General features: G+C 70.0%; 13 protein-coding genes. 6 read left to right on the top strand and 7 right to left on the bottom strand.

All coding sequences use genetic code 11. The annotated features are described in order from the left end of the window. Positions 1–82: 82 nt before the first annotated feature. The 6 genes from ACIBVQ_RS14965 (at position 83) to ACIBVQ_RS14940 (ending at position 7,017) form a co-directional block, all read left to right on the top strand. Positions 83–1,249 carry a PP2C family protein-serine/threonine phosphatase gene (locus tag ACIBVQ_RS14965; protein WP_399177911.1) on the top strand — a complete coding sequence of 389 codons (1,167 nt, stop codon included), beginning with the start codon at positions 83–85 and terminating at the stop codon, positions 1,247–1,249. Further along, positions 1,246–2,829: an ATP-binding protein gene (locus ACIBVQ_RS14960; protein WP_399177909.1), complete on the top strand. Its 1,584-nt coding sequence runs from the start codon at positions 1,246–1,248 to the stop codon at positions 2,827–2,829. The genes ACIBVQ_RS14965 and ACIBVQ_RS14960 overlap by 4 nt, the downstream gene beginning before the upstream one ends. Next, complete coding sequence (locus ACIBVQ_RS14955; RefSeq protein ID WP_352013756.1) at positions 2,822–3,271, top strand: response regulator; 450 nt, start codon at positions 2,822–2,824, stop codon at positions 3,269–3,271. Before ACIBVQ_RS14960 ends, ACIBVQ_RS14955 begins: the two co-directional genes overlap by 8 nt. Before the next feature lie 294 nt (positions 3,272–3,565). After that, on the top strand, positions 3,566–4,351 hold the full coding sequence (locus ACIBVQ_RS14950) for a hypothetical protein (RefSeq protein WP_352013757.1): 786 nt from the start codon (positions 3,566–3,568) through the stop codon (positions 4,349–4,351). Positions 4,352–4,360: 9 nt separating this feature from the next. Continuing rightward, positions 4,361–6,253, top strand: a complete 1,893-nt coding sequence (locus ACIBVQ_RS14945) for a fumarate reductase/succinate dehydrogenase flavoprotein subunit (RefSeq protein WP_352013758.1) — start codon at positions 4,361–4,363, stop codon at positions 6,251–6,253. Between the two features lie 2 nt (positions 6,254–6,255). Then, on the top strand, positions 6,256–7,017 hold the full coding sequence (locus ACIBVQ_RS14940) for a succinate dehydrogenase/fumarate reductase iron-sulfur subunit (RefSeq protein WP_352013759.1): 762 nt from the start codon (positions 6,256–6,258) through the stop codon (positions 7,015–7,017). A gap of 396 nt (positions 7,018–7,413) precedes the next feature. Here ACIBVQ_RS14940 and ACIBVQ_RS14935 read toward each other — a convergent pair whose 3' ends face one another. The 7 genes from ACIBVQ_RS14935 to ACIBVQ_RS14905 form a co-directional block, all read right to left on the bottom strand. After that, positions 7,414–9,084 carry a hypothetical protein gene (locus tag ACIBVQ_RS14935; protein WP_399177906.1) on the bottom strand — a complete coding sequence of 557 codons (1,671 nt, stop codon included), beginning with the start codon at positions 9,082–9,084 and terminating at the stop codon, positions 7,414–7,416. A gap of 92 nt (positions 9,085–9,176) precedes the next feature. After that, on the bottom strand, positions 9,177–10,355 hold the full coding sequence (locus ACIBVQ_RS14930; protein ID WP_399177904.1) for a hypothetical protein: 1,179 nt from the start codon (positions 10,353–10,355) through the stop codon (positions 9,177–9,179). A gap of 513 nt (positions 10,356–10,868) precedes the next feature. After that, positions 10,869–11,261: a (deoxy)nucleoside triphosphate pyrophosphohydrolase gene (locus ACIBVQ_RS14925; protein WP_386196055.1), complete on the bottom strand. Its 393-nt coding sequence runs from the start codon at positions 11,259–11,261 to the stop codon at positions 10,869–10,871. Between the two features lie 13 nt (positions 11,262–11,274). Further along, positions 11,275–12,363, bottom strand: a complete 1,089-nt coding sequence (locus tag ACIBVQ_RS14920; protein ID WP_352013764.1) for a bifunctional lytic transglycosylase/C40 family peptidase — start codon at positions 12,361–12,363, stop codon at positions 11,275–11,277. 58 nt (positions 12,364–12,421) lie between these two features. After that, positions 12,422–13,069 carry a conjugal transfer protein gene (locus tag ACIBVQ_RS14915; RefSeq protein ID WP_352013765.1) on the bottom strand — a complete coding sequence of 216 codons (648 nt, stop codon included), beginning with the start codon at positions 13,067–13,069 and terminating at the stop codon, positions 12,422–12,424. A gap of 2 nt (positions 13,070–13,071) precedes the next feature. Further along, complete coding sequence (locus tag ACIBVQ_RS14910) at positions 13,072–15,453, bottom strand: type IV secretion system protein (protein WP_399177901.1); 2,382 nt, start codon at positions 15,451–15,453, stop codon at positions 13,072–13,074. Beyond that, complete coding sequence (locus ACIBVQ_RS14905) at positions 15,450–17,942, bottom strand: ATP-binding protein (RefSeq protein WP_352013767.1); 2,493 nt, start codon at positions 17,940–17,942, stop codon at positions 15,450–15,452. The genes ACIBVQ_RS14910 and ACIBVQ_RS14905 overlap by 4 nt, the downstream gene beginning before the upstream one ends. Positions 17,943–17,980: the final 38 nt, after the last annotated feature.

Here is a 17,980-nt window from a genome sequence, read left to right as displayed (position 1 = left end):
GGTCGTTGTCCCGTACGTCCGGGTGCCGCACTATTCTTCATACCGTCAAGTAGGTTCCCCCTGAGACAGCGAAGAGGGGTCAGTGACCGCCCCGCCCAACGAAACGCTCACCGTCCTACTCATTGAGGACGACGCGGGCGACGCCTTTCTCGTGGAGGAACTGCTCGCCCAGGCCAACAACCCGCCGAAGATCATCTGGGTGCGCAGTCTGCAGGAGAGCCGGGAACGGCTGACCGACGACGTCCAGTGCGTCCTCGTCGATCTCTCCCTGCCCGACGCCACCGGTCTTGAGGCGCTCGAACAGGTGCTGGCGATGGTGCCCGACGCCGCCGTGCTCGTGCTGACCGGGCTGAACGACGCCCACGTGGGCGTGGAGGCCGTCGCGGCGGGCGCCCAGGACTTCCTGGTCAAGCAGGACGTGGAGGCCAGGCTGCTGGCGCGGGCCATCCGTTACGCGATGGAGCGCAAGCGCGCCGACCTGGCCCAGCGCAGGCTGGTCGAGGCCGAGCTGCTCACCAAGGAGAACTCCCGGCTCGAACGCGGCCTGCTGCCCGTCCCCCTGCTCGAACAGGGCGGCCTCGAACACCAGGCCCGCTACCTTCCCGGCCGCAGGCGCGCCCTGCTCGCCGGTGACTTCTGGGACACCGTGCAGAGCCAGGACGGCGCCGTGCACGTGGTCGTCGGCGACGTGTGCGGGCACGGGCCCGACGAGGCCGCGCTCGGCGTCGCGCTGCGCATCGCCTGGCGGGCCCTGGTGCTCGCCGGGCACACCGGCAACGAGCTGCTGAGCGTCCTCGACTCCGTGCTGCGTCTGGAGCGCAAGTCCGCGGAGATCTTCACGACGCTGTGCATCGCCACGATCGACCCCACGCTCAGCCGGGCGCGGATGCACGTGGTCGGCCACCCGCCGCCGCTGCTGATCCGCGACGGCACGATCGGCGTGGTCCCCGGCACACCCTCGGGGCCGCCGCTGGGCATCTTCAAGGACGTCGTCTGGTCGGAGATCGGGGTCACGCTCGGTGACGACTGGTCGCTGCTGTTCTACACCGACGGCCTGATCGAGGCGACCGTCGGCGGAGGCCCCGATCTGCTCGGCACGGAGGGCCTGCTCGCCCTGGTGCACGAGCACGGCGGCATCCACCTCGACCGGTTGATCGAGCGGGTGATCGAGCTCAACGGTGACTCTCTCAGCGACGACCTCGCCACCGTGCTCATCTCCCGCGGCTCCTCCGGGAACGGCGGACGGTGAGCCGGCGAGCGGAGATCAGGCCGTTGCCCGCCGTCACCCCGGCGAGCGGCTTCGGCAGGCTGCGGGTCGGTCAGTGGTTCACGCTCACCGGGGTCGCCATCACCCTGCTGTTCGCGATCTCCGCCGCCTTCACCGTCTCCTCGATCGAGGAGACGAGGGCGGCCAGCGTGGCCGTGGCCGACGTCGTCGATCCCGCGGCGTTGCGCACCATGGACGTCGCCAACGCGCTGTCGGCGCAGGAGAGCGCGGCCAGGGCGTACGGCAGGACCAACGAGGCCGTCTCCCTTGAGGACTACCGGGAGGCCGTCGCCGCGGAGACCGACGCCCTGCGCGCGCTCGACGGCCTGCTGCCCAGGATGCCGGACGAGCAGCCGATCAGAGCCGACGTGGAGCGCCTGAGGACCGCGGCCCAGGCGTGGCGCCGCGACTACGTGGACAAGGTCATCGCCGAGATCCCCGTCCACAAGTCGGAGACGGCCTCGCGGAACGCTCCCATCAACGCCAGCCGGTTCGCCGACGTCCGCCGCTCGATCGTCGCCCTCCAGGAGAATCTCGACCGGCTGCACGTCGAGGGCAGCGCACGTCTCGACCGGGGCTGGCAGGCCCTGTACCTCGCGCTCGGCGGGGTGGTCGCGGCGCTGCTCCTGGCCGCGATCGGCGCCGCGCTCATCGTGCGCAACGCCGTACTGCGCCCGCTCGCCGAGTTGAGCGGGCAGGTCCGGGCGGTCGCGCAGGGCGACTTCGAGCACCGGCTGAAGGTCGACCACCCCTCCGAGTTGTCGGAGCTGTCCGGCCATGTGAACTCCATGCGGCGGCGCATCATCGCCGAGTGGCGCAGGGTCGAGGACGCCCAGGCCAAGCTTGAGGAGCAGGCGGCCGAGCTGCGGCGCTCGAACGGCGAGCTTGAGCAGTTCGCCTACGTGGCCAGTCACGACCTGCAGGAACCGCTGCGCAAGGTGGCCAGCTTCACCCAGATGCTCGAACAGCGCTACGGCGACCAGCTCGACGACCGGGCCAAGCAGTACATCACCTTCGCGGTCGACGGCGCCAAGCGCATGCAGCTGCTGATCAACGACCTGCTCGACTTCTCCCGGGTCGGCAGGAAGGGCGGCGAACCGGCCCCGGTCGACGCCGACGTGCCGTTGCAGGCGGCGCTGAGGAACCTCGCCGCGCCGATCGAGGAGGCCGGGGCGACGATCACCTCCGACGACCTCCCCACGGTGCACGGCAACCGCACCCAGCTCGTCCAGCTCTTCCAGAACCTCATCGGCAACGCCGTCAAGTTCCGCTCCGAGGAGCCCCCCGTGATCCACATCGGCGTACGGCGCGCCGGGGACATGTGGGAGTTCTCCTGCTCGGACAACGGGATAGGCATCGAGAGCAAGTACACTGACCGGATCTTTCTGATATTCCAGCGGCTGCACGGCCGGGACGTCTACGCGGGCACCGGCATCGGTCTGGCCCTGTGCAAGAAGATCGTCGAGTACCACGGCGGCCGCATCTGGGTGGAGAGCGAGGCTCCCGAGCACCCGGGAACGACCTTCCGGTGGACCCTTCCCTCTGGAGAGAGCGATGAATGACCTGCGCTGGATCGACGTGCTCCTCGTCGAGGACGACCCGGGTGACGTCCTGCTGACGCGTGAGGCGTTCGAGCTGAACAAGGTCAGGAACAAACTGCACGTCGTCAACGACGGCGAGCAGGCCATGGCCTTCCTCCGCAAGGAGGGCGAGTACGCCGACGTGCCCCGGCCCGACCTGATCCTGCTGGACCTCAACCTGCCCCGCAAGGACGGCAGGGAGGTGCTCCAGGACATCAAGGGCGACGAGAAGCTGCGCGGCATCCCGGTGGTCGTGCTGACCACCTCGGAGTCGGAGGAGGACATCCTGCGCAGCTACCACCTGCACGCCAACGCCTACGTCTCCAAGCCCGTCGACTTCGACCAGTTCATCAGCGTGGTCCGCAGGATCGACGACTTCTTCGTGACCGTGGTCAAACTGCCCAGCTCCGACCAGCATTACTGACCCGGGCGGGCCCTGCGGGGCCCGTGACCGAGGATCTCCACTCGGCCCTCCCCAGCTCGCGGAATGTGACGTCCTTATTCCCTGCTCCTGACCAACGTGACAGGAATCACACCGGGTGACGGAAAATGTGAGTGACGCTTCTCACATGAGCGGGTAGCAGCGTCGTAACGTATCCCCACCAACAAGCGCGCGCACGGTGATCCGGCGCGACCACGGCGCGGTGCGCGGACAACTGAAACGACCCGGACCCCTCCGGCGAGCAGCGGGGGTCCGCGGGAGGTGGAGAGGTCTCCGATGACCCAGACAGCGGCCGAGAACCCGGCCAGAAGGCAGCGCGCGCAGATCAAGGAGCGCACGCTGCGCACCGACCAGTGGTGGCGTTATCCGCTGGTCACCTTCATCATCTTCGGGGGGTTCCTCGTCTACGCCACGTGGACGCTCTTCGACAACAGTTATTACGCGGCGCCGTACATCGCTCCGTTCTCTTCCCCGTGCCTGGCCACGAGCTGCCCCGAGGGGGCGCGCCTGTTCGGGTTCGCGCCCTTCGGCGACTGGTACACCCTGTCGCCCAGCCTGCTGATCCTGGCCCTGCCCGCGGGTTTCCGTTTCACCTGTTACTACTACCGCAAGGCCTACTACCGCGGGTTCTGGCTCTCGCCGCCCGCGTGCGCCGTCAGCGAGCCGCACGGCAAGTACACCGGTGAGTCCCGCTTCCCGCTGATCCTGCAGAACGCCCACCGTTACTTCTTCTACACGGCGATCGTGGTCGGCCTGATCCTCGCCTGGGACGCGGTGCTGGCCCTGGTGGAGAAGCCGTTCGCTCTCGGGACGCTGATCCTGGTGGTCAACGCCGTGTTCATCAACCTGTACACGCTGTCGTGCCACTCCTGCAGGCACATCACGGCCGGGCGGCTGAACCACTTCTCCAAGCACCCGGTCCGTTACCGGGCCTGGGGCTTCGTCTCCAAGCTCAACGCCAAGCACCAGGAACTCGCCCTCATCTCGATGTTCACCGTCATGGGAGCCGACCTCTACGTACGGCTGGTCGCCAAGGGCATCGTCAACTTCCCGTTCGCATAAGGATCACCAGTGGAAATCGAGCGTCACGAATACGACGTCGTCGTCATCGGCGCGGGCGGGGCGGGACTACGGGCGGCCATCGAGGCCCGCCAGCAGGGCAAGCGCACCGCGATCGTCTGCAAGTCACTGTTCGGCAAGGCCCACACCGTCATGGCCGAGGGTGGCGCCGCCGCGGCCATGGGCAACGTCAACAGCGACGACAACTGGATGGTGCACTTCCGCGACACCATGCGGGGCGGCAAGTTCCTCAACAACTGGCGGATGGCCGAGCTGCACGCCAAGGAGGCCCCCGACCGGGTCTGGGAGCTTGAGGCCTGGGGCGCGCTGTTCGACCGCACCAAGGACGGCAAGATCAGCCAGCGTAACTTCGGCGGCCACGAGTACCCCCGGCTGGCCCACGTCGGCGACCGTACCGGCCTTGAGCTGATCCGCACCCTCCAGCAGCGGGTGGTCGCGCTCCAGCAGGAGGACGAGCGGCTGCACGGCGACCCCGAGGCCTACATCAAGGTCTTCCAGGAGTGCACGATCACCCGGCTGCTGAAGGACGGCGACGCGATCGCCGGGGCCTTCGGCTACTGGCGGGAGAACGGCAAGCTGATCGTCTTCGACGCCCCCGCGATCGTGCTGGCCACCGGCGGCATCGGCAAGTCCTACGTGGTGACCTCCAACTCCTGGGAGTACACCGGCGACGGCCACGCGCTGGCGCTGCTGGCCGGGGCGAAGCTGATCAACATGGAGTTCATCCAGTTCCACCCGACGGGGATGGTCTGGCCTCCCTCGGTCCGCGGCATCCTCGTCACCGAGTCGGTCCGCGGTGACGGCGGGGTGCTGCGCAACTCCGAGGGCAGGCGCTTCATGTTCGACTACATCCCCGACGTGTTCAAGGACAAGTACGCCACCACCGAGGAGGAGGGCGACCGCTGGTACACCGACCAGGCCAACAACCGGCGTCCTCCGGAGCTGCTGCCCCGTGACGAGGTCGCCAGGGCCATCAACGCCGAGGTGAAGGCCGGTCGCGGCTCACCCCAGGGCGGCGTCTTCCTCGACGTGTCCAGCAGGCTCCCGGCCGCGGAGATCATCAAGCGGCTGCCGTCGATGCACCACCAGTTCAAGGAGCTGGCCGACGTCGACATCACCGCCGAGCCCATGCAGGTCGGCCCGACCTGTCACTACATCATGGGCGGGGTCGAGGTGGACGCCGACACCGGCGCTGCGGACGTCCCCGGCCTCTTCGCCGCGGGTGAGGTCTCCGGCGGCATGCACGGCTCCAACCGGCTCGGCGGCAACTCGCTGTCGGACCTGCTGGTCTTCGGCCGCCGGGCGGGGGCGGGAGCGGCCGCGTACGTCAACGGGCTCGCCGCCAGGCCGCAGGCCACCGAGGAGGCGGTCTCGGCCGCGCAGGCGGAGGCGCTGGCCCCGCTTGAGCGCACCGGGGAGAACCCGTACCAGGTCCACCAGGAGCTCCAGCGGACGATGAACGAGCTCGTCGGGATCATCCGCAACGCCCAGGAGGTCACCGAGGCGCTGGAGGCCGTGGGCAAGCTCAAGGAGCGGGCCCAGGGGGTCGGCGCCGCGGGCAGCAGGATCTACAACCCCGGCTGGCACCTCTGCCTGGACCTGCGCAACATGCTGCTGGTCTCCGAGTGCGTCGCCAAGGCGGCTCTCATCCGTGAGGAGAGCCGCGGCGGTCACACCCGGGACGACTTCCCCGGCATGTCGGCCGAGTGGCGGCGCAGGCTCCTGGTGTGCGCCCTGTCCTCCGACGGCTCCGGCGTGTCCGTCGAGGAGAAGGTGCAGCCCCCCATGCGCGACGACCTGATCACGCTTTTCGACCGGGCCGAGCTGAAGAAGTACATCACCGAGGATGAGCTGGCCGACTTCGACGCGTTGGTCAAGGAGTAGCCATGAGTTACAAGGCGAAGTTCCGCGTGTGGCGGGGCGAGGGCGGCGAGGGGAAGCTTGAGGACTTCACCGTCGAGGTGAACGAGGGCGAGGTCGTCCTCGACATCATCCACAGGCTCCAGGCCACCCAGGCCCCCGACCTCGCGGTCCGCTGGAACTGCAAGGCCGGCAAGTGCGGCTCGTGTTCCATGGAGATCAACGGCAAGCCGCGCCTGGGCTGCATGACCCGGATGTCCACCTTCACGGAGGACGAGACGATCACCGTGACGCCCATGCGGACGTTCCCGGTGATCAAGGACCTGGTCACGGACGTGTCCTTCAACTACCAGAAGGCACGCGAGATCCCGTCCTTCACCCCTCCCGCGGACGTACAGCCGGGCGAGTACCGCATGCAGCAGATCGACGTCGAGCGGTCCCAGGAGTTCCGCAAGTGCATCGAGTGCTTCATGTGCAACAACGTCTGCCACGTGATCCGTGACCACGAGGAGAACAAGCCCGCCTTCGCCGGTCCGCGTTTCCTGATGCGGATCGCCGAGCTGGACATGCACCCCTACGACGTGGCCGACCGCAAGGACTCCGCGCAGGAGGAGCACGGTCTGGGGTACTGCAACATCACCAAGTGCTGCACCGAGGTCTGCCCCGAGCACATCAAGATCACCGACAACGCGCTGATCCCGATGAAGGAACGGGTCGTCGACCGTAGGTACGACCCGCTGGTCTGGCTCGGCAACAAGATCTTCAAGCGGTCCGGCTCGAAGAGCTGACACCCCCGCCCCGGCGCCGGTCACCCCCGTGACCGGCGCCTCGGCATGTCAGGGCTCATGACCCCGTACGGCTCGCGACCGGCCGCCCACGTAACGACTTCGCCGGTCCACGCCCTTCATGACGCGCCAGCCGTGGTCCGCCGGCCGTGATGCGCGGGGCGCGACTCGCCACCCGCGTGACGGCGCCACCGCCCCGCGCCGGCTGTGACGCGTCGGCCGCGTGGCGGTGCCGTACGGCTCGCTTCACCGCGTTGACCGGCCATTTCCTGTCAGGACATATCCGGAAAAATGCTGATGAATTATTAGGGCCGGAAATCTCACCTTCTGGCCGACATATCGCCTTTGACCAGGTATTTCATGCCAAATACCCCCGGGTGGCGACCCGGGGGTAGGTGACTACTTCTTGCGGAACAGGCCGCGCTTCTTCTTGCCGCCCTCCCCGGGGAGGGGGTAGACCGCGGTGCCCGAGGGACCAGAACCGGGCGGCTCGAAGTTGGAGACCTCGGAGGCCGGTGCCTCAGGCTTGGGAGTCTCGGGCTTGGGGGTCTTCGACCTGCCCCTCTTGGACTTGGCCGGGGGCAGCGGCTCAAGGCCGAAGGGACGGCGGGCGCCCTGCGGCTCCTGCGGGCCTCCCGAGGGTTCGGGCTTGGTGCCGGGCAACGGCTCAAGGCCGAAGGGGCGCCGAGGCTGCTGTTCCCCTGCGGGCTTGGTGCCGGGCAGCGGTTCGAGACCGAAGGGACGCCTGGCGTCCCGCGGCTCCTGCGGGAACGGCGCCCCCGGGAACTCGCCCGGTCCCTGCGGCCCGTGGATCGGCCCGGTGAACTCCCCGGGTCCGCCGGGGAACCCTCCCGCTCCGCCGGGGAACTCGCCGGTTCCACCGGGGAGGTCACCGGGCGGGAACGGCGCCCCGGGGAACTCGTCCGGTCGCTGCGGGAACGGCGCCCCGGGGAAGTCTCCCTGCACGGCGCCGGGAACGCCCCTCTGGGGAACGCCGGGAGGATCCTGCGGGAGAGGGCCGTCGAAGCGCTCCGAACCCTGGGGGAACGGCCTCACGGCGTCCCCGGTGAACTCCTCCGGCCGCGCAGGCTCGCCGTACCCGGGATGCTGATCCTGCCCGAAGGGCTGCTCCTGGCCGGGAACCGGCATGTAGCTCGTCGGCTGCTCGTACTGCTCCGGCGCGTAGCCCTCGGGAAGCACCGGGGCGTACATCTGCATGGGGACGAAGCTGATGATCGGGGCGTAGGCCGTACCGCCCTGATAGACCGTGGGCGGCATGCCCGGCGCGGGGGCGTAGGCGGCGCCCTGCGGGTAGAGCCTCGGGTCGAGCCCGGCACCCGGGCCACGCGGTCCGGCCCTGCGTACGGCGGAGGCGTGGGCCAGACGGCGCAGCCTGCCCTCGAAGATCAACACGGCGAACAGGACCAGCAGCGCCAGGACCAACGCCGGGATGCCGAGCCGCTGGCTCAGCCCGGCGGCGTCGAAGTCGGAGCCCGCGTTACGGATCTCGTAGGGCACCGAGGCGGGCCCGTTGTCCTCGAACGTGGTGCTCTCGGTCGGCTCGGGCGTGGCGCCGGTCACGGGGGTCAGGGTCGGGGTCGGGGTCGGCTGCTGGGTCTCCTCCGTGGTGGGGAAGACCGGCGCCTGGTCGGAGGGCGTCGGATCGGCCGCCGGCGTCGGATCGGGGACCACCGGCGCGGTGGTCGGCGTCTCGACCGTCGCCGGGGTGGGGGTCGGCTCCGGAACCTGCGGCTTCTTGGGCTTCTTGGGCTTCGGGCTCGGCGTCACGGTGACCGTGGTGGTCACCGTCTTCTGCGGGGTCGGCGAAGGGGGAAGCGGGTCCGGGTCGCTGGTGACCGTGACGGTGACGACCGGCGTCGGCTCCTCCTCACACGGCCCGGCGGGATCGATGTCACAGCCCGGGATCTCCGAGGGGTTGGCGGCCAGCAGCCGGGTGACCCCGACCGGGGTCCGGTTCGCGAACGGCGCGTTGGCGACCACCAGTCCCGCGCACACTCCCACCGACACCAGGACGGCTGAGACGGTCGCCGCACGCCGTGATCGCCTCACAGGTGCCCTCCGAGGATTCCCTATACAAGCCCAGTCAAGTCAAGGAAATACTAGTCGGATAAAAGGAATAACAAACCCCTGTTTCATGACACCTATCGCGTACCGCGTCTGCGCTGAATACGCGCCTGCAGCCACAGCAGACCGAGCAGACCGCCGACCGAACCCCCCACCACGGGAAATCCATTCGCGCCAGTCAAGGACGGAGTCCACAGGGCCACCGGCTCGATCTCCTGACCGGGCCCGTCCACGTCCTGGGGCAACGGCGCACCCGGCGGCGGGGCATCCGTGGCGATCGCGGGGGACGCGGGGGGCCCTGCGCCGACGGCCGTCGGCGCAGCCAGCGGCATCCTCAGGCTGGGGTCGTTCCACAGCGGAGGTACCTGCCCTGCCCCCGGCACGTTGACCGCCGCCCCTGCCCCCGGCGCATTGGCCGCCGATCCGGTCTCCGGCACGTTGGCCACCTGCCCGGCCCCCAGCATGTTGGCCGTCTGCCCGGCCCCTGGGACACCGGCCGGGACCGGCGGCCCGGGAACCTCCGCCCGCCGCCCGGCGCCCGGCCCCTTCGGCGCTCTGACCGCCTTATGCGACGTGGGCGGCGTGACCGTCTCGTACGGCCCAGGCCCAGGCTGGACACCCACCTCCGTGACCTCGCCCCGGTCCTGCCCGGGGTCCGCCCCCTGATCTACCTCCCCGGAACCGCCTTCCGGCGGCACGACCTCCGCCTCCGGAACCGGACGGACAACCCCTGGCCACCGAACCGATGGGACGGCCTCCGTCCCTCGAACCGAAGGAGCCAACCCCGGCCCCTGGACCGGAGGCACGACCTCCGCCCCCGGGACCGGACGGGCGGCCTCCGCCCCCTGCCCTGGAAGGGTCTCCCCTGGTTCCCGGACCGGCGGAGTCCCCTGGGCCGGCGGAACGGATCCCGGCCCCTGGATCGCCGGGGCCCACGCGCTCCCCCGCTCCCCCGCCCCCGCTTCTCCCGGCGAGCCAGGAACACCCCGGGCATCCGGGCCCGGCGCCGACGAACCGCTTCCCTCGGGCCGTTCCCAGGCGATCGGCTCGATCTCGATCCCCTCGGGACGCCGCCGCGGCAGGGAGTCCGCCTCCCCGGGGCCGCCCGTGGGCCGTGCCCCCCGCAGGCCGGTGGCCGTACGGGTCACCCACTCGCCCTCCGGGGTGCGCATCCGCAGCAGCGCGGCCAGCCCGACGGGCCAGGCCCCGGCCGTGGGCGCGTCGACCAGCACGTCAACGGACGTGCGCGCGCTCACCTCCCCCAGGAGGCACTCCCGCCATACCTGCACAGCTCCTGACGACCCCAAGCCCTCCGAGAATCCCGGCGCGGCCCCCGGCTCAGGCTCCGACCCGCGTCCCGGCTCAGGCTCTGACGCGGACCCCGACCTGGACCCCGGTGTGAGTCCCGACGCGGCCCCCGGCTCAGGTCCCGACCTGGACCCCGGTGTGAGTCCCGGCACGGGACAGCCGACGAACCGGATCTCCGTACCCGGCGTCGCCACGACCGTGAGCCGCGCCTCACTGCCCGGCCCGCTCAGCCACACCCGGAACCCCGCCGTCCCGTCGGCACGGACCACGTCCGGTGGTACGGCGTCGCCCGCCCCGGCCGCGTGGACCACCGGCCCCCCGCCGAGGACGAACGTCCCCGCTCCGACCGCCGACATGATCCGGGCACCCCGCCACCATCCGGTCACCGCATCTCTCCGATCCCCCGATTCGGACACGCGACAACAAACGTTCAGTGGTGTTATGTCACAGTGAGTAGCCGATCAACCCCCGCCGAGCCGACCTTGTACGGCCCGCACGATCGGCAGGTCCGCCGGAAGCCACGGCACGTCGTAGAGTTCGTGACCGGCCAGCCAGCGCAGGTCCAGGTGTTCCTTGGCCTCCGGCTCGCCCTCGACGATCCGCGCCAGCCAGACCCGCAGCACGTATCCACCCGCCAGCGGCCAGTCACCGCCGATCTGCTGCCCCACCTCGATCAGGACGCCGAGTTCCTCCTCGCACTCCCGGACCAGCGCGGTTCGGTCGTCCTCCCCCGGATCGACCTTCCCTCCGGGGAACTCCCAACCGCCCGCCAGCTCAGGGGGGTCGGCGCGCTGTGCGGTGAGCAGTCTCCCGTTGCCGTCGACGATCGCGGCTCCCACAACGACCTTGTCCATGGGCCCGATTGTGTCAGCCCTGTTCCCTCAACCTGAGCTGCTCGACGACCTGGGGGTTGGCCAGCGGCCGGGTGAACCCGACGATGCCGGTACGGTCCTTGTAGGTCGTGACCTTGATCGGCCCGCACAGACGGCACCTGGCCTCGACCATCTTGCCCGGTGAGACCACCATTCCGACGTGCCCCGGCCGGTCGGCCGAGGTGCCGGGCCCGGCGTTGAAGAAGACCAGGTCTCCCGCCTGCTCCTGCCCCTCCGGCACCTTGACGCCGAACGGCCACTGGCCGAAGGTCGTGCGCGGGATCGTCAGGCCGACGCTGCGGTAGGCCATGTAGATGATCCCCGAGCAGTCGAAGGCGTCGGGCCCCGTGCCACCCCACAGGTACGGCTTGCCGCGCTGGTTCAGGGCGTACTCCAGGATCCCGGCCACCGTGCCGGAGGGGGCCGCCGCGATCAGCGGCTCGTCGCAGAGTTCCTCCGCCTGTGACGGCACGCCGACCGCGCCGTCCTTGGCGTACCGCTCGGCGATCTCCATGACCTGGTCGACGTACCACCAGGCCCGGTTGTAGACGAACAGCGACCTGCGCACGTTCTCGGGCGCCCCGTTGTGCTTGAGCATCTTGGCCGCGCCCAGGATGGCGTCGGCCGGGTTGTAGACGTCCGCCCAGCCGTCGCCGTCGCCGTCCGAGGCGTAGCCGTTGAACGTCGACGGGATCTTGATCTTGGCCTTGCCGCCCCAGGTGCTGATCAGGAACTGCATCGGCCCCGCGGCGCCCGCGTAGTTGGTGCCACTGCTGACCCCCGGCAGTGTCGAGCGTCCGTGGTCGGTCTCCCGCTTGCCGACCCCGGCGAGCACGTTCCACTGCACGCCGATCTTCTTGGCGCTGGCGCGGTACTGCTTGAGGTACTCGGAGGGGATGTCGGAGGCCGCGGTCTCCGACTCGTCTCCGACCGGCTGCGCCCTGTCGTTGCAGTCGGGCAGGTCACCGCCGGTGAAGGACGGGAAGGAGCCGATCATCAGCACCGGCGCCATGCTCAGCGTGAACAGGCACAGCGCCCCGACGGCCAGGATCAGCGCGAGACGGATCCTCTTGTTGTCCCTCATCCAGCCGCTCCGGCGGGCACGCCGTACGGGATCAGACGGACGAGCATCGCTTTCCCTCTCATCCGGCCGCGCCCGAGGACTGGTCGTCTCCGTCCTGTCCCTCGTCGGCGGGCTGCAGGTCGTGGATCCGCCACTCGGTGCCCATCTCGACGACCGTCACGGCGTAGTCGGCGGTGCGTTCCTTGGCGCCGCTCTTGGCGGTGACGGTCTGGGTCCCGGTGACCACGAAGATCACCGAGGACCGCTGGATCTGCCTGATCTCCTTCACCTTCGCCGATCCGACGGAGACCACCTCGTCGGCGGTGTTGGCCGCGATGGTGCCCGGCGAGGTGACCGTGCGCAGCAGCACGTCGGCGAAGTCCGACGTGGTGTAGCTCCTGAGCCGGTCACCGTAGGCGGAGGGCTGTTCGTCGTAGCTGAACGTGCCGTACTCGACGGTGAACCGCCGGGCGTAGTCGGCGGCTGCCGCCAGCTCCTGCTTGGTCATCGGCAGGTAGGAGTAGACGTCGAAGGGCGCGTTGCTCGCCGTCGCCTCGGCGTGCGGCGGCTCGGCCTCCCCCCGTGTCGTACGGCTCACGCCCGCCGGTTCGGCGGCGGGCTCCTGCCCGCCGCCGTCCGGACCGGACCACATGGTCAGGTAGAGCCCGACCAGCGCGAGCACCGCCACCAGCACCGCGAAGACGACGCCCCGCCTGCCTTCGACCATCGTCAGTCCTTATCGGGGTTCGAGGCACGCAGCCAGAACGGTGCCGCCTCCCCTGCCTGCCTGTCGCGCTCCGGTCTGCTGGCCAGCCAGAGCGGCGGTGCCTCTGAGGACCGGCCGCGCCCCGCGTCGTCCCGGGAACCGGAGGAGCTGAAGATGCTGCTGCCGGACCTGGAGGAACCGCCCGAGGAGCCGGAGCCCCGCGGGCTCGACTCGGCACGCCGGGAACCGCCGCCGTTGTTGCCGCCACCGCCGCCGAAGAGGCCGCCGCCCGACCGGCCACCGCCGGAGGAACCGGACGACCTGCCACCGCCGGAGGACGGCCTGCTGCCCGAGGACGGCGCGGAGGACCGGCCACCGCCCGACGACCTGCCCGTGGACGACCCGCCGGAGGAGCCTCGCGGAGCCCAGCCCCCCGAGGACCCGCCGAACCAGCCACCGCCGGAACCCGAGCCGCCCGAACCGGCCGAGCCGCCCGAGCCGGTGCCACGACCGGCTGAGCCCGTCCTGGCCGGGGTGGAGCCGCCCGCGCCACCGGACAGGTTCAGCGGCGGGGCCGCGCCCGTGCGGGTCGCGGTGACGGGACGCCCCACGCCCTTGCGCCGGTTGCCCGACTGGGCCTCGGTGTCCAGCGGCGCGGGCTGCGCGCCCGCCGGGACCCGGGTGCCCGCTCCCGCGCCCCGGTCGCCCTCCTCGCCCCTGACCTTGCCCTGGGCGACCGCCGCCGCGGCCGTCGCGACGGAGGCGCCGCCCGCCATGGCCGCCGCCTGCAGTACGGGCTCGGCCTTGCGCATCCCCCACCGGCCCGCCCTGGCCGCCGCGACCGGGGGCAGCACCCCCGCCGCGCGCTGCAGGGTCGGCGCGGAGGCCGCCTCACCCAGCATGCGCGTGGTGAACGTGTGGCCGTCCATCGAGGAGAACAGGTGCTGGAACGGCCGCCGGTAGAAGAACACCGCGATCGTCATCAGCGCCATGAACATGACCTGCATGCCCCACGGCAGCTCGGTGGCGATGATCAGGGCGTAGCCGTACACCAGGACGCCCAGGACCAGTGCCAGCACCGCCTGTCTGAGCAGGGTGCCGATCAGCATCTCCACCCAGCGCATCGCGATGATCCGCCCCGACCCCGGATGGACGCCGATCAGCAGGAAGACCGGCGCGAGGATCAGCAGCAGCAGGAACCCGATCTTCAGGACCAGCAGCGAGACCGCGACCAGGAAGATCAACAACCCCGCGACCATCGCGGCCATCAGGGCGCCGATCGCGATGCCGAGCCTGCTCGTCCAATCCTTTCCCTGGAAGAGGAAGAAAATGGGGGTGTTCTGCAGCTTGCTCGCGACCTCTTCCTCGTATCTTGCCTGGTGGGCATTGGTGTTGGGCGTCTGGTTCGCCTTCAGCTCGGCCGCGTCCAGCGCCTGGATGTCCAGCAGCTTCGCACCGAAGACCTTCACCACCGGCGCGTTGGGGTCGGCGGTACCGAACACACCCATGAGCCACGGCTTGCACACCAGGGTCGACCAGAGCGCCTCGGCGTTCTGGTCGACGCCGGGGACGCCGGTCTGGCCGTAACCACCGGGCTTCGCCTGGGGATTGGCGACGTCCTTGGGAGCGAGGCAGGAGGCACCGCCCGCGTTGGGCAGGTTGGAGAAGGCCGAGTTGACGACCTCTCCGGTCTTGTCCGTCACGGTCTTGCCGAGACCGGTGAAGTCGCCCGGCCTGCTGAAGAACCAGACGGCGACGGTGACGGCCAGGACCATCCAGATGATGCCCTCGGCGGTCGTGGTCGCGCGTTTGCGGATGAGGCCGTACCACGCCAGCCAGATGGCGCCGAGGATGACGATGGGCCGCAGGTACGGCCAGTACATCGCCTCGGCCAGGTTGCCCACGATGTCGTCGACGACGCCCTTGATCGACTCAAGCGGCCCCTCGGTCGCCGCCGCCTGGTAGGTCGTGATGGTCAGCCGGTCGAGCGCCTTGGCCCAGGAGAAGACGGTGTTGGCGGTCATGTTGCCCATGACCGCCGCGACGTCGCCGCAGCCGAGCCCGTAGGTGTGCCAGAACTGGCCGCCGGTTCCGTACCGGGCGTAGTTGCTCTGCGGGGCGGCGCCGGGCGCGGTCGGCGCCGGGGTGGGTGCCGCGGTGGGCGTGCCCGCCGCAGGCGTGTCCGGAGGCGGCGCCTTGACCAGACCGTCCACACCCGAGCCCACGATCTCGGGGGCCAGGTCCGGGGAGAGGTCGCAGGGGCCGGCGGCGACGGCGGTCGAGTCCCCCGTCGGCACCAGCATCGGTAAGGCGAAGAAGGCGGCCAGGGCCACCAGGGTGATGGCTATCCGCCTGCGTAGTCGTCTCTTGCGGGAGTTTCTGCTGCCCTCGCGGGAGCCCTTCATGACCGTACCTCCAGCGCCGTGGCCCCCGGCCTACTGACTCTGTCGCCCCCGGAAAGATCATGCACGTTCTCGGCGGGTTTGTCGTGGGTCGGATTCGTGTCCAGCCAACGGAGCAGCTCATCGGAGATGAGGTCCACCCCTATCCGCCCCGCGCGCCCGTCCAGATCCCGGAAAACACACTCGCCGTTGCCCAGCGAGCGCAGCACCGCCTTGTGCTCCTCGGAGGGTTCGACCCCGAGCAGCGCCATGACATGGTCCACCTCCACCCGTTCGGTGGACCTGAAGGCGAACACCGACGACAGGCAGTTGGTCACCTGTTCGTTCAGCAGGTCGCCCGCGTTCTGTGAGACCAGCACCAGCGCGGTGTTGCGCGAACGCCCCATCCGGCTGACCTCGGGCACCAGCTTGGCGCCCTCCGGGGTCGAGGTGATGGCCCACGCCTCGTCCAGGAAGATCGCCTTCGGCGTCCTGCGGTCGAGGCCGTTCATGAGTCCCCTGGCGAACTGCGCGACCAGGTAGAGCAGCGCGACGGACAGGCGCTGTTCGTAGGAGTAGTCGTCGCGGCCCGTCGAGGCGTCGGGAAGCGTCAGGCCCCCCAGCGTGAAGACCGTCGTCCAGCCCTCGGTGTCGATCTGGTCGCCACCCGACGGGTCGAAGCACAACCGCGCCAGGTGCATCTCCGACATCGAGCGCAGCACGGCGCCCAGGTTCTTCGAGGCCGCGTCCTCGGCCTGTTCGAGGAAGTCGACGACCTTGCCCAGCGACGGATCCGGCCTGGCGGAGACCGCCGCGACGGCCTGGATCATCGCCGACTCGCGTTCCTCCGACATCCGGGGAAGCAGCAGCCGCAGCGTCTCGCTGGCCATGGTCTTCTTGGCCGCGATGTCGTCGCCGAAGGAGAACGGGTCGAGCAGGCCCGGCGCCGCGGAACCGAGCGGGATGACCCGTGCCTTCCTGCCCCGCGCCTGCAACAGCTGGACCAGGGAGTCGGCGTCGCCCTTGGGGTCGATCACCGCGACCGTCACCCCGCGCAGCGCCATCTGATAGATCATCAGCAGGGCCAGCGTGGTCTTGCCGCCGCCCGGCTCACCGGTGATCGCGATGGCCGTCGGCCGGTTACGGGTCGCCGCCACCAGCGGGTCGAAGTGCACGATGCTGCGGGCCCTGCCCAGGGTCTCCCCGATGTACGGTCCCATCCAGCCCGCGTTGCCCTCGTCGACCCGGTCGCCGAGATCGACGGTGGCGCCGGCCATGCCGCCCGCGATCGTGCGCAGCGGCTGCCGCTGGGCGTAGGCGTTGACCCTGACCTTCTCCCCGGGAAGCGCCTCACAGAACAGCGAGAACTGGTCGCCGGTCGAGTTGACGATGTCGATGCCGATGTCCCGGTAGTGCTCGACGACCGCCTCGACCCGCTGTACGCAGATCTCCTCGGTCGGGGCGGACACCATCAGCCGGTGCCAGCCGTACACGAAGGGCAGGCGTTCCTTGGTGATGCCGTGTTCGAGCATCCGGGCCGCGTCGATCTGCTCGGCGAGCGCCAGTGGCGCCTCCGCTCCGGCCTCGCGGATGTGGATGTCCATGTCGCGGGCGTGCGCGAGCTTGCGCGCCACGTCCTTGCTCGCCTTGATCGGCGAGATCAGCCGCATCCTGGAGCTGATCTCGACGGGGAAGGGCAGCTGGTCGGCGAAGTGCATCCACGGTTCGCCGTCGGGGAAGGGCATCAGGTCGGGGAAGCGGGCGAAGGACAGGTGCGCGACGTAGGAGTCACCGTCCGGCTGCTCGATCCGCAGCAGGGATCTGCCGTTGTGGATCTGCCCCTCCACGAGGGACTCGATCTCACCCCTCCCCCACTGCCGCCTCGGGCTGGCCGAGGGGGGCGGATCGCCCAGGGAACCGGTCGCGGCGTGCTGGAACAGCCAGGCGATCTCGGTCGAGGTCGCGTGCCTGGCGTACAGCGCACTCGACGACAGGGCCCGTCCCAGACGCTCGGCCTGCTCACTCCACCGGGTGATCTCCGCCTTGGGGACGTGGTCGTCCTCGATGCCCAGGACCTTCTCACCGCGCTGGTAGAAGCCGAACAGCTGGGACAGCACCCCGGTGCCGAGTTGCCTGCCTCGCGCGCCGAGCCGTACGCCGAGGTAGACCTCCTTGGTCCAGAAGTCCTTGGCCCAGACGTGCCGGTACATCTCCTCCAGGTAGTCGCGCCAGCCCGGCCCCTCGTCGGAGGTGGCGTCCAGCGCCATCGCCCATTCGGCCGCCGGGTAGGTGCGGTGCGCGACCCGCAGGTGCACCTCGGCGTCCGGCATCCTGATCGCCGCGAGCGCGATCGTGATGTTGGTGGCCAGCGCCTCCCGTTCGTCGGGGGTGATGAACTCGTAGCTGACGGTCGGCAGCCGGAAGTACGCCCAGACCGACGTGTCGGTCAGCAGAATCCTGTCGTCGAAGTAGCGGACGGCCAGACGGTTGCGCGCCCGCGAAGAGCGGCTCACCCGTGCCCCCCAACCGGCACGACCTTTCGGGGGTTCAC

It is taken from the genome of Streptosporangium sp. NPDC049376 (genome assembly GCF_044466505.1).
Lineage (GTDB): Bacteria > Actinomycetota > Actinomycetes > Streptosporangiales > Streptosporangiaceae > Streptosporangium.
The sequence above is the reverse complement of the archived record's forward strand: the minus strand, read 5'-3'. Positions and strand labels throughout refer to the sequence as shown.

Coding starts and splice junctions, on each gene's coding strand:
- ACIBVQ_RS14955 (WP_352013756.1), top strand. CDS start 2,822: ATGAATGACCTGCGCTGGATCGACGTGCTCCTCGTCGAGGACGACCCG.
- ACIBVQ_RS14950 (WP_352013757.1), top strand. CDS start 3,566: ATGACCCAGACAGCGGCCGAGAACCCGGCCAGAAGGCAGCGCGCGCAG.
- ACIBVQ_RS14940 (WP_352013759.1), top strand. CDS start 6,256: ATGAGTTACAAGGCGAAGTTCCGCGTGTGGCGGGGCGAGGGCGGCGAG.
- ACIBVQ_RS14925 (WP_386196055.1), bottom strand. CDS start 11,261: ATGGACAAGGTCGTTGTGGGAGCCGCGATCGTCGACGGCAACGGGAGA.
- ACIBVQ_RS14920 (WP_352013764.1), bottom strand. CDS start 12,363: ATGAGGGACAACAAGAGGATCCGTCTCGCGCTGATCCTGGCCGTCGGG.
- ACIBVQ_RS14915 (WP_352013765.1), bottom strand. CDS start 13,069: ATGGTCGAAGGCAGGCGGGGCGTCGTCTTCGCGGTGCTGGTGGCGGTG.
- ACIBVQ_RS14910 (WP_399177901.1), bottom strand. CDS start 15,453: ATGAAGGGCTCCCGCGAGGGCAGCAGAAACTCCCGCAAGAGACGACTA.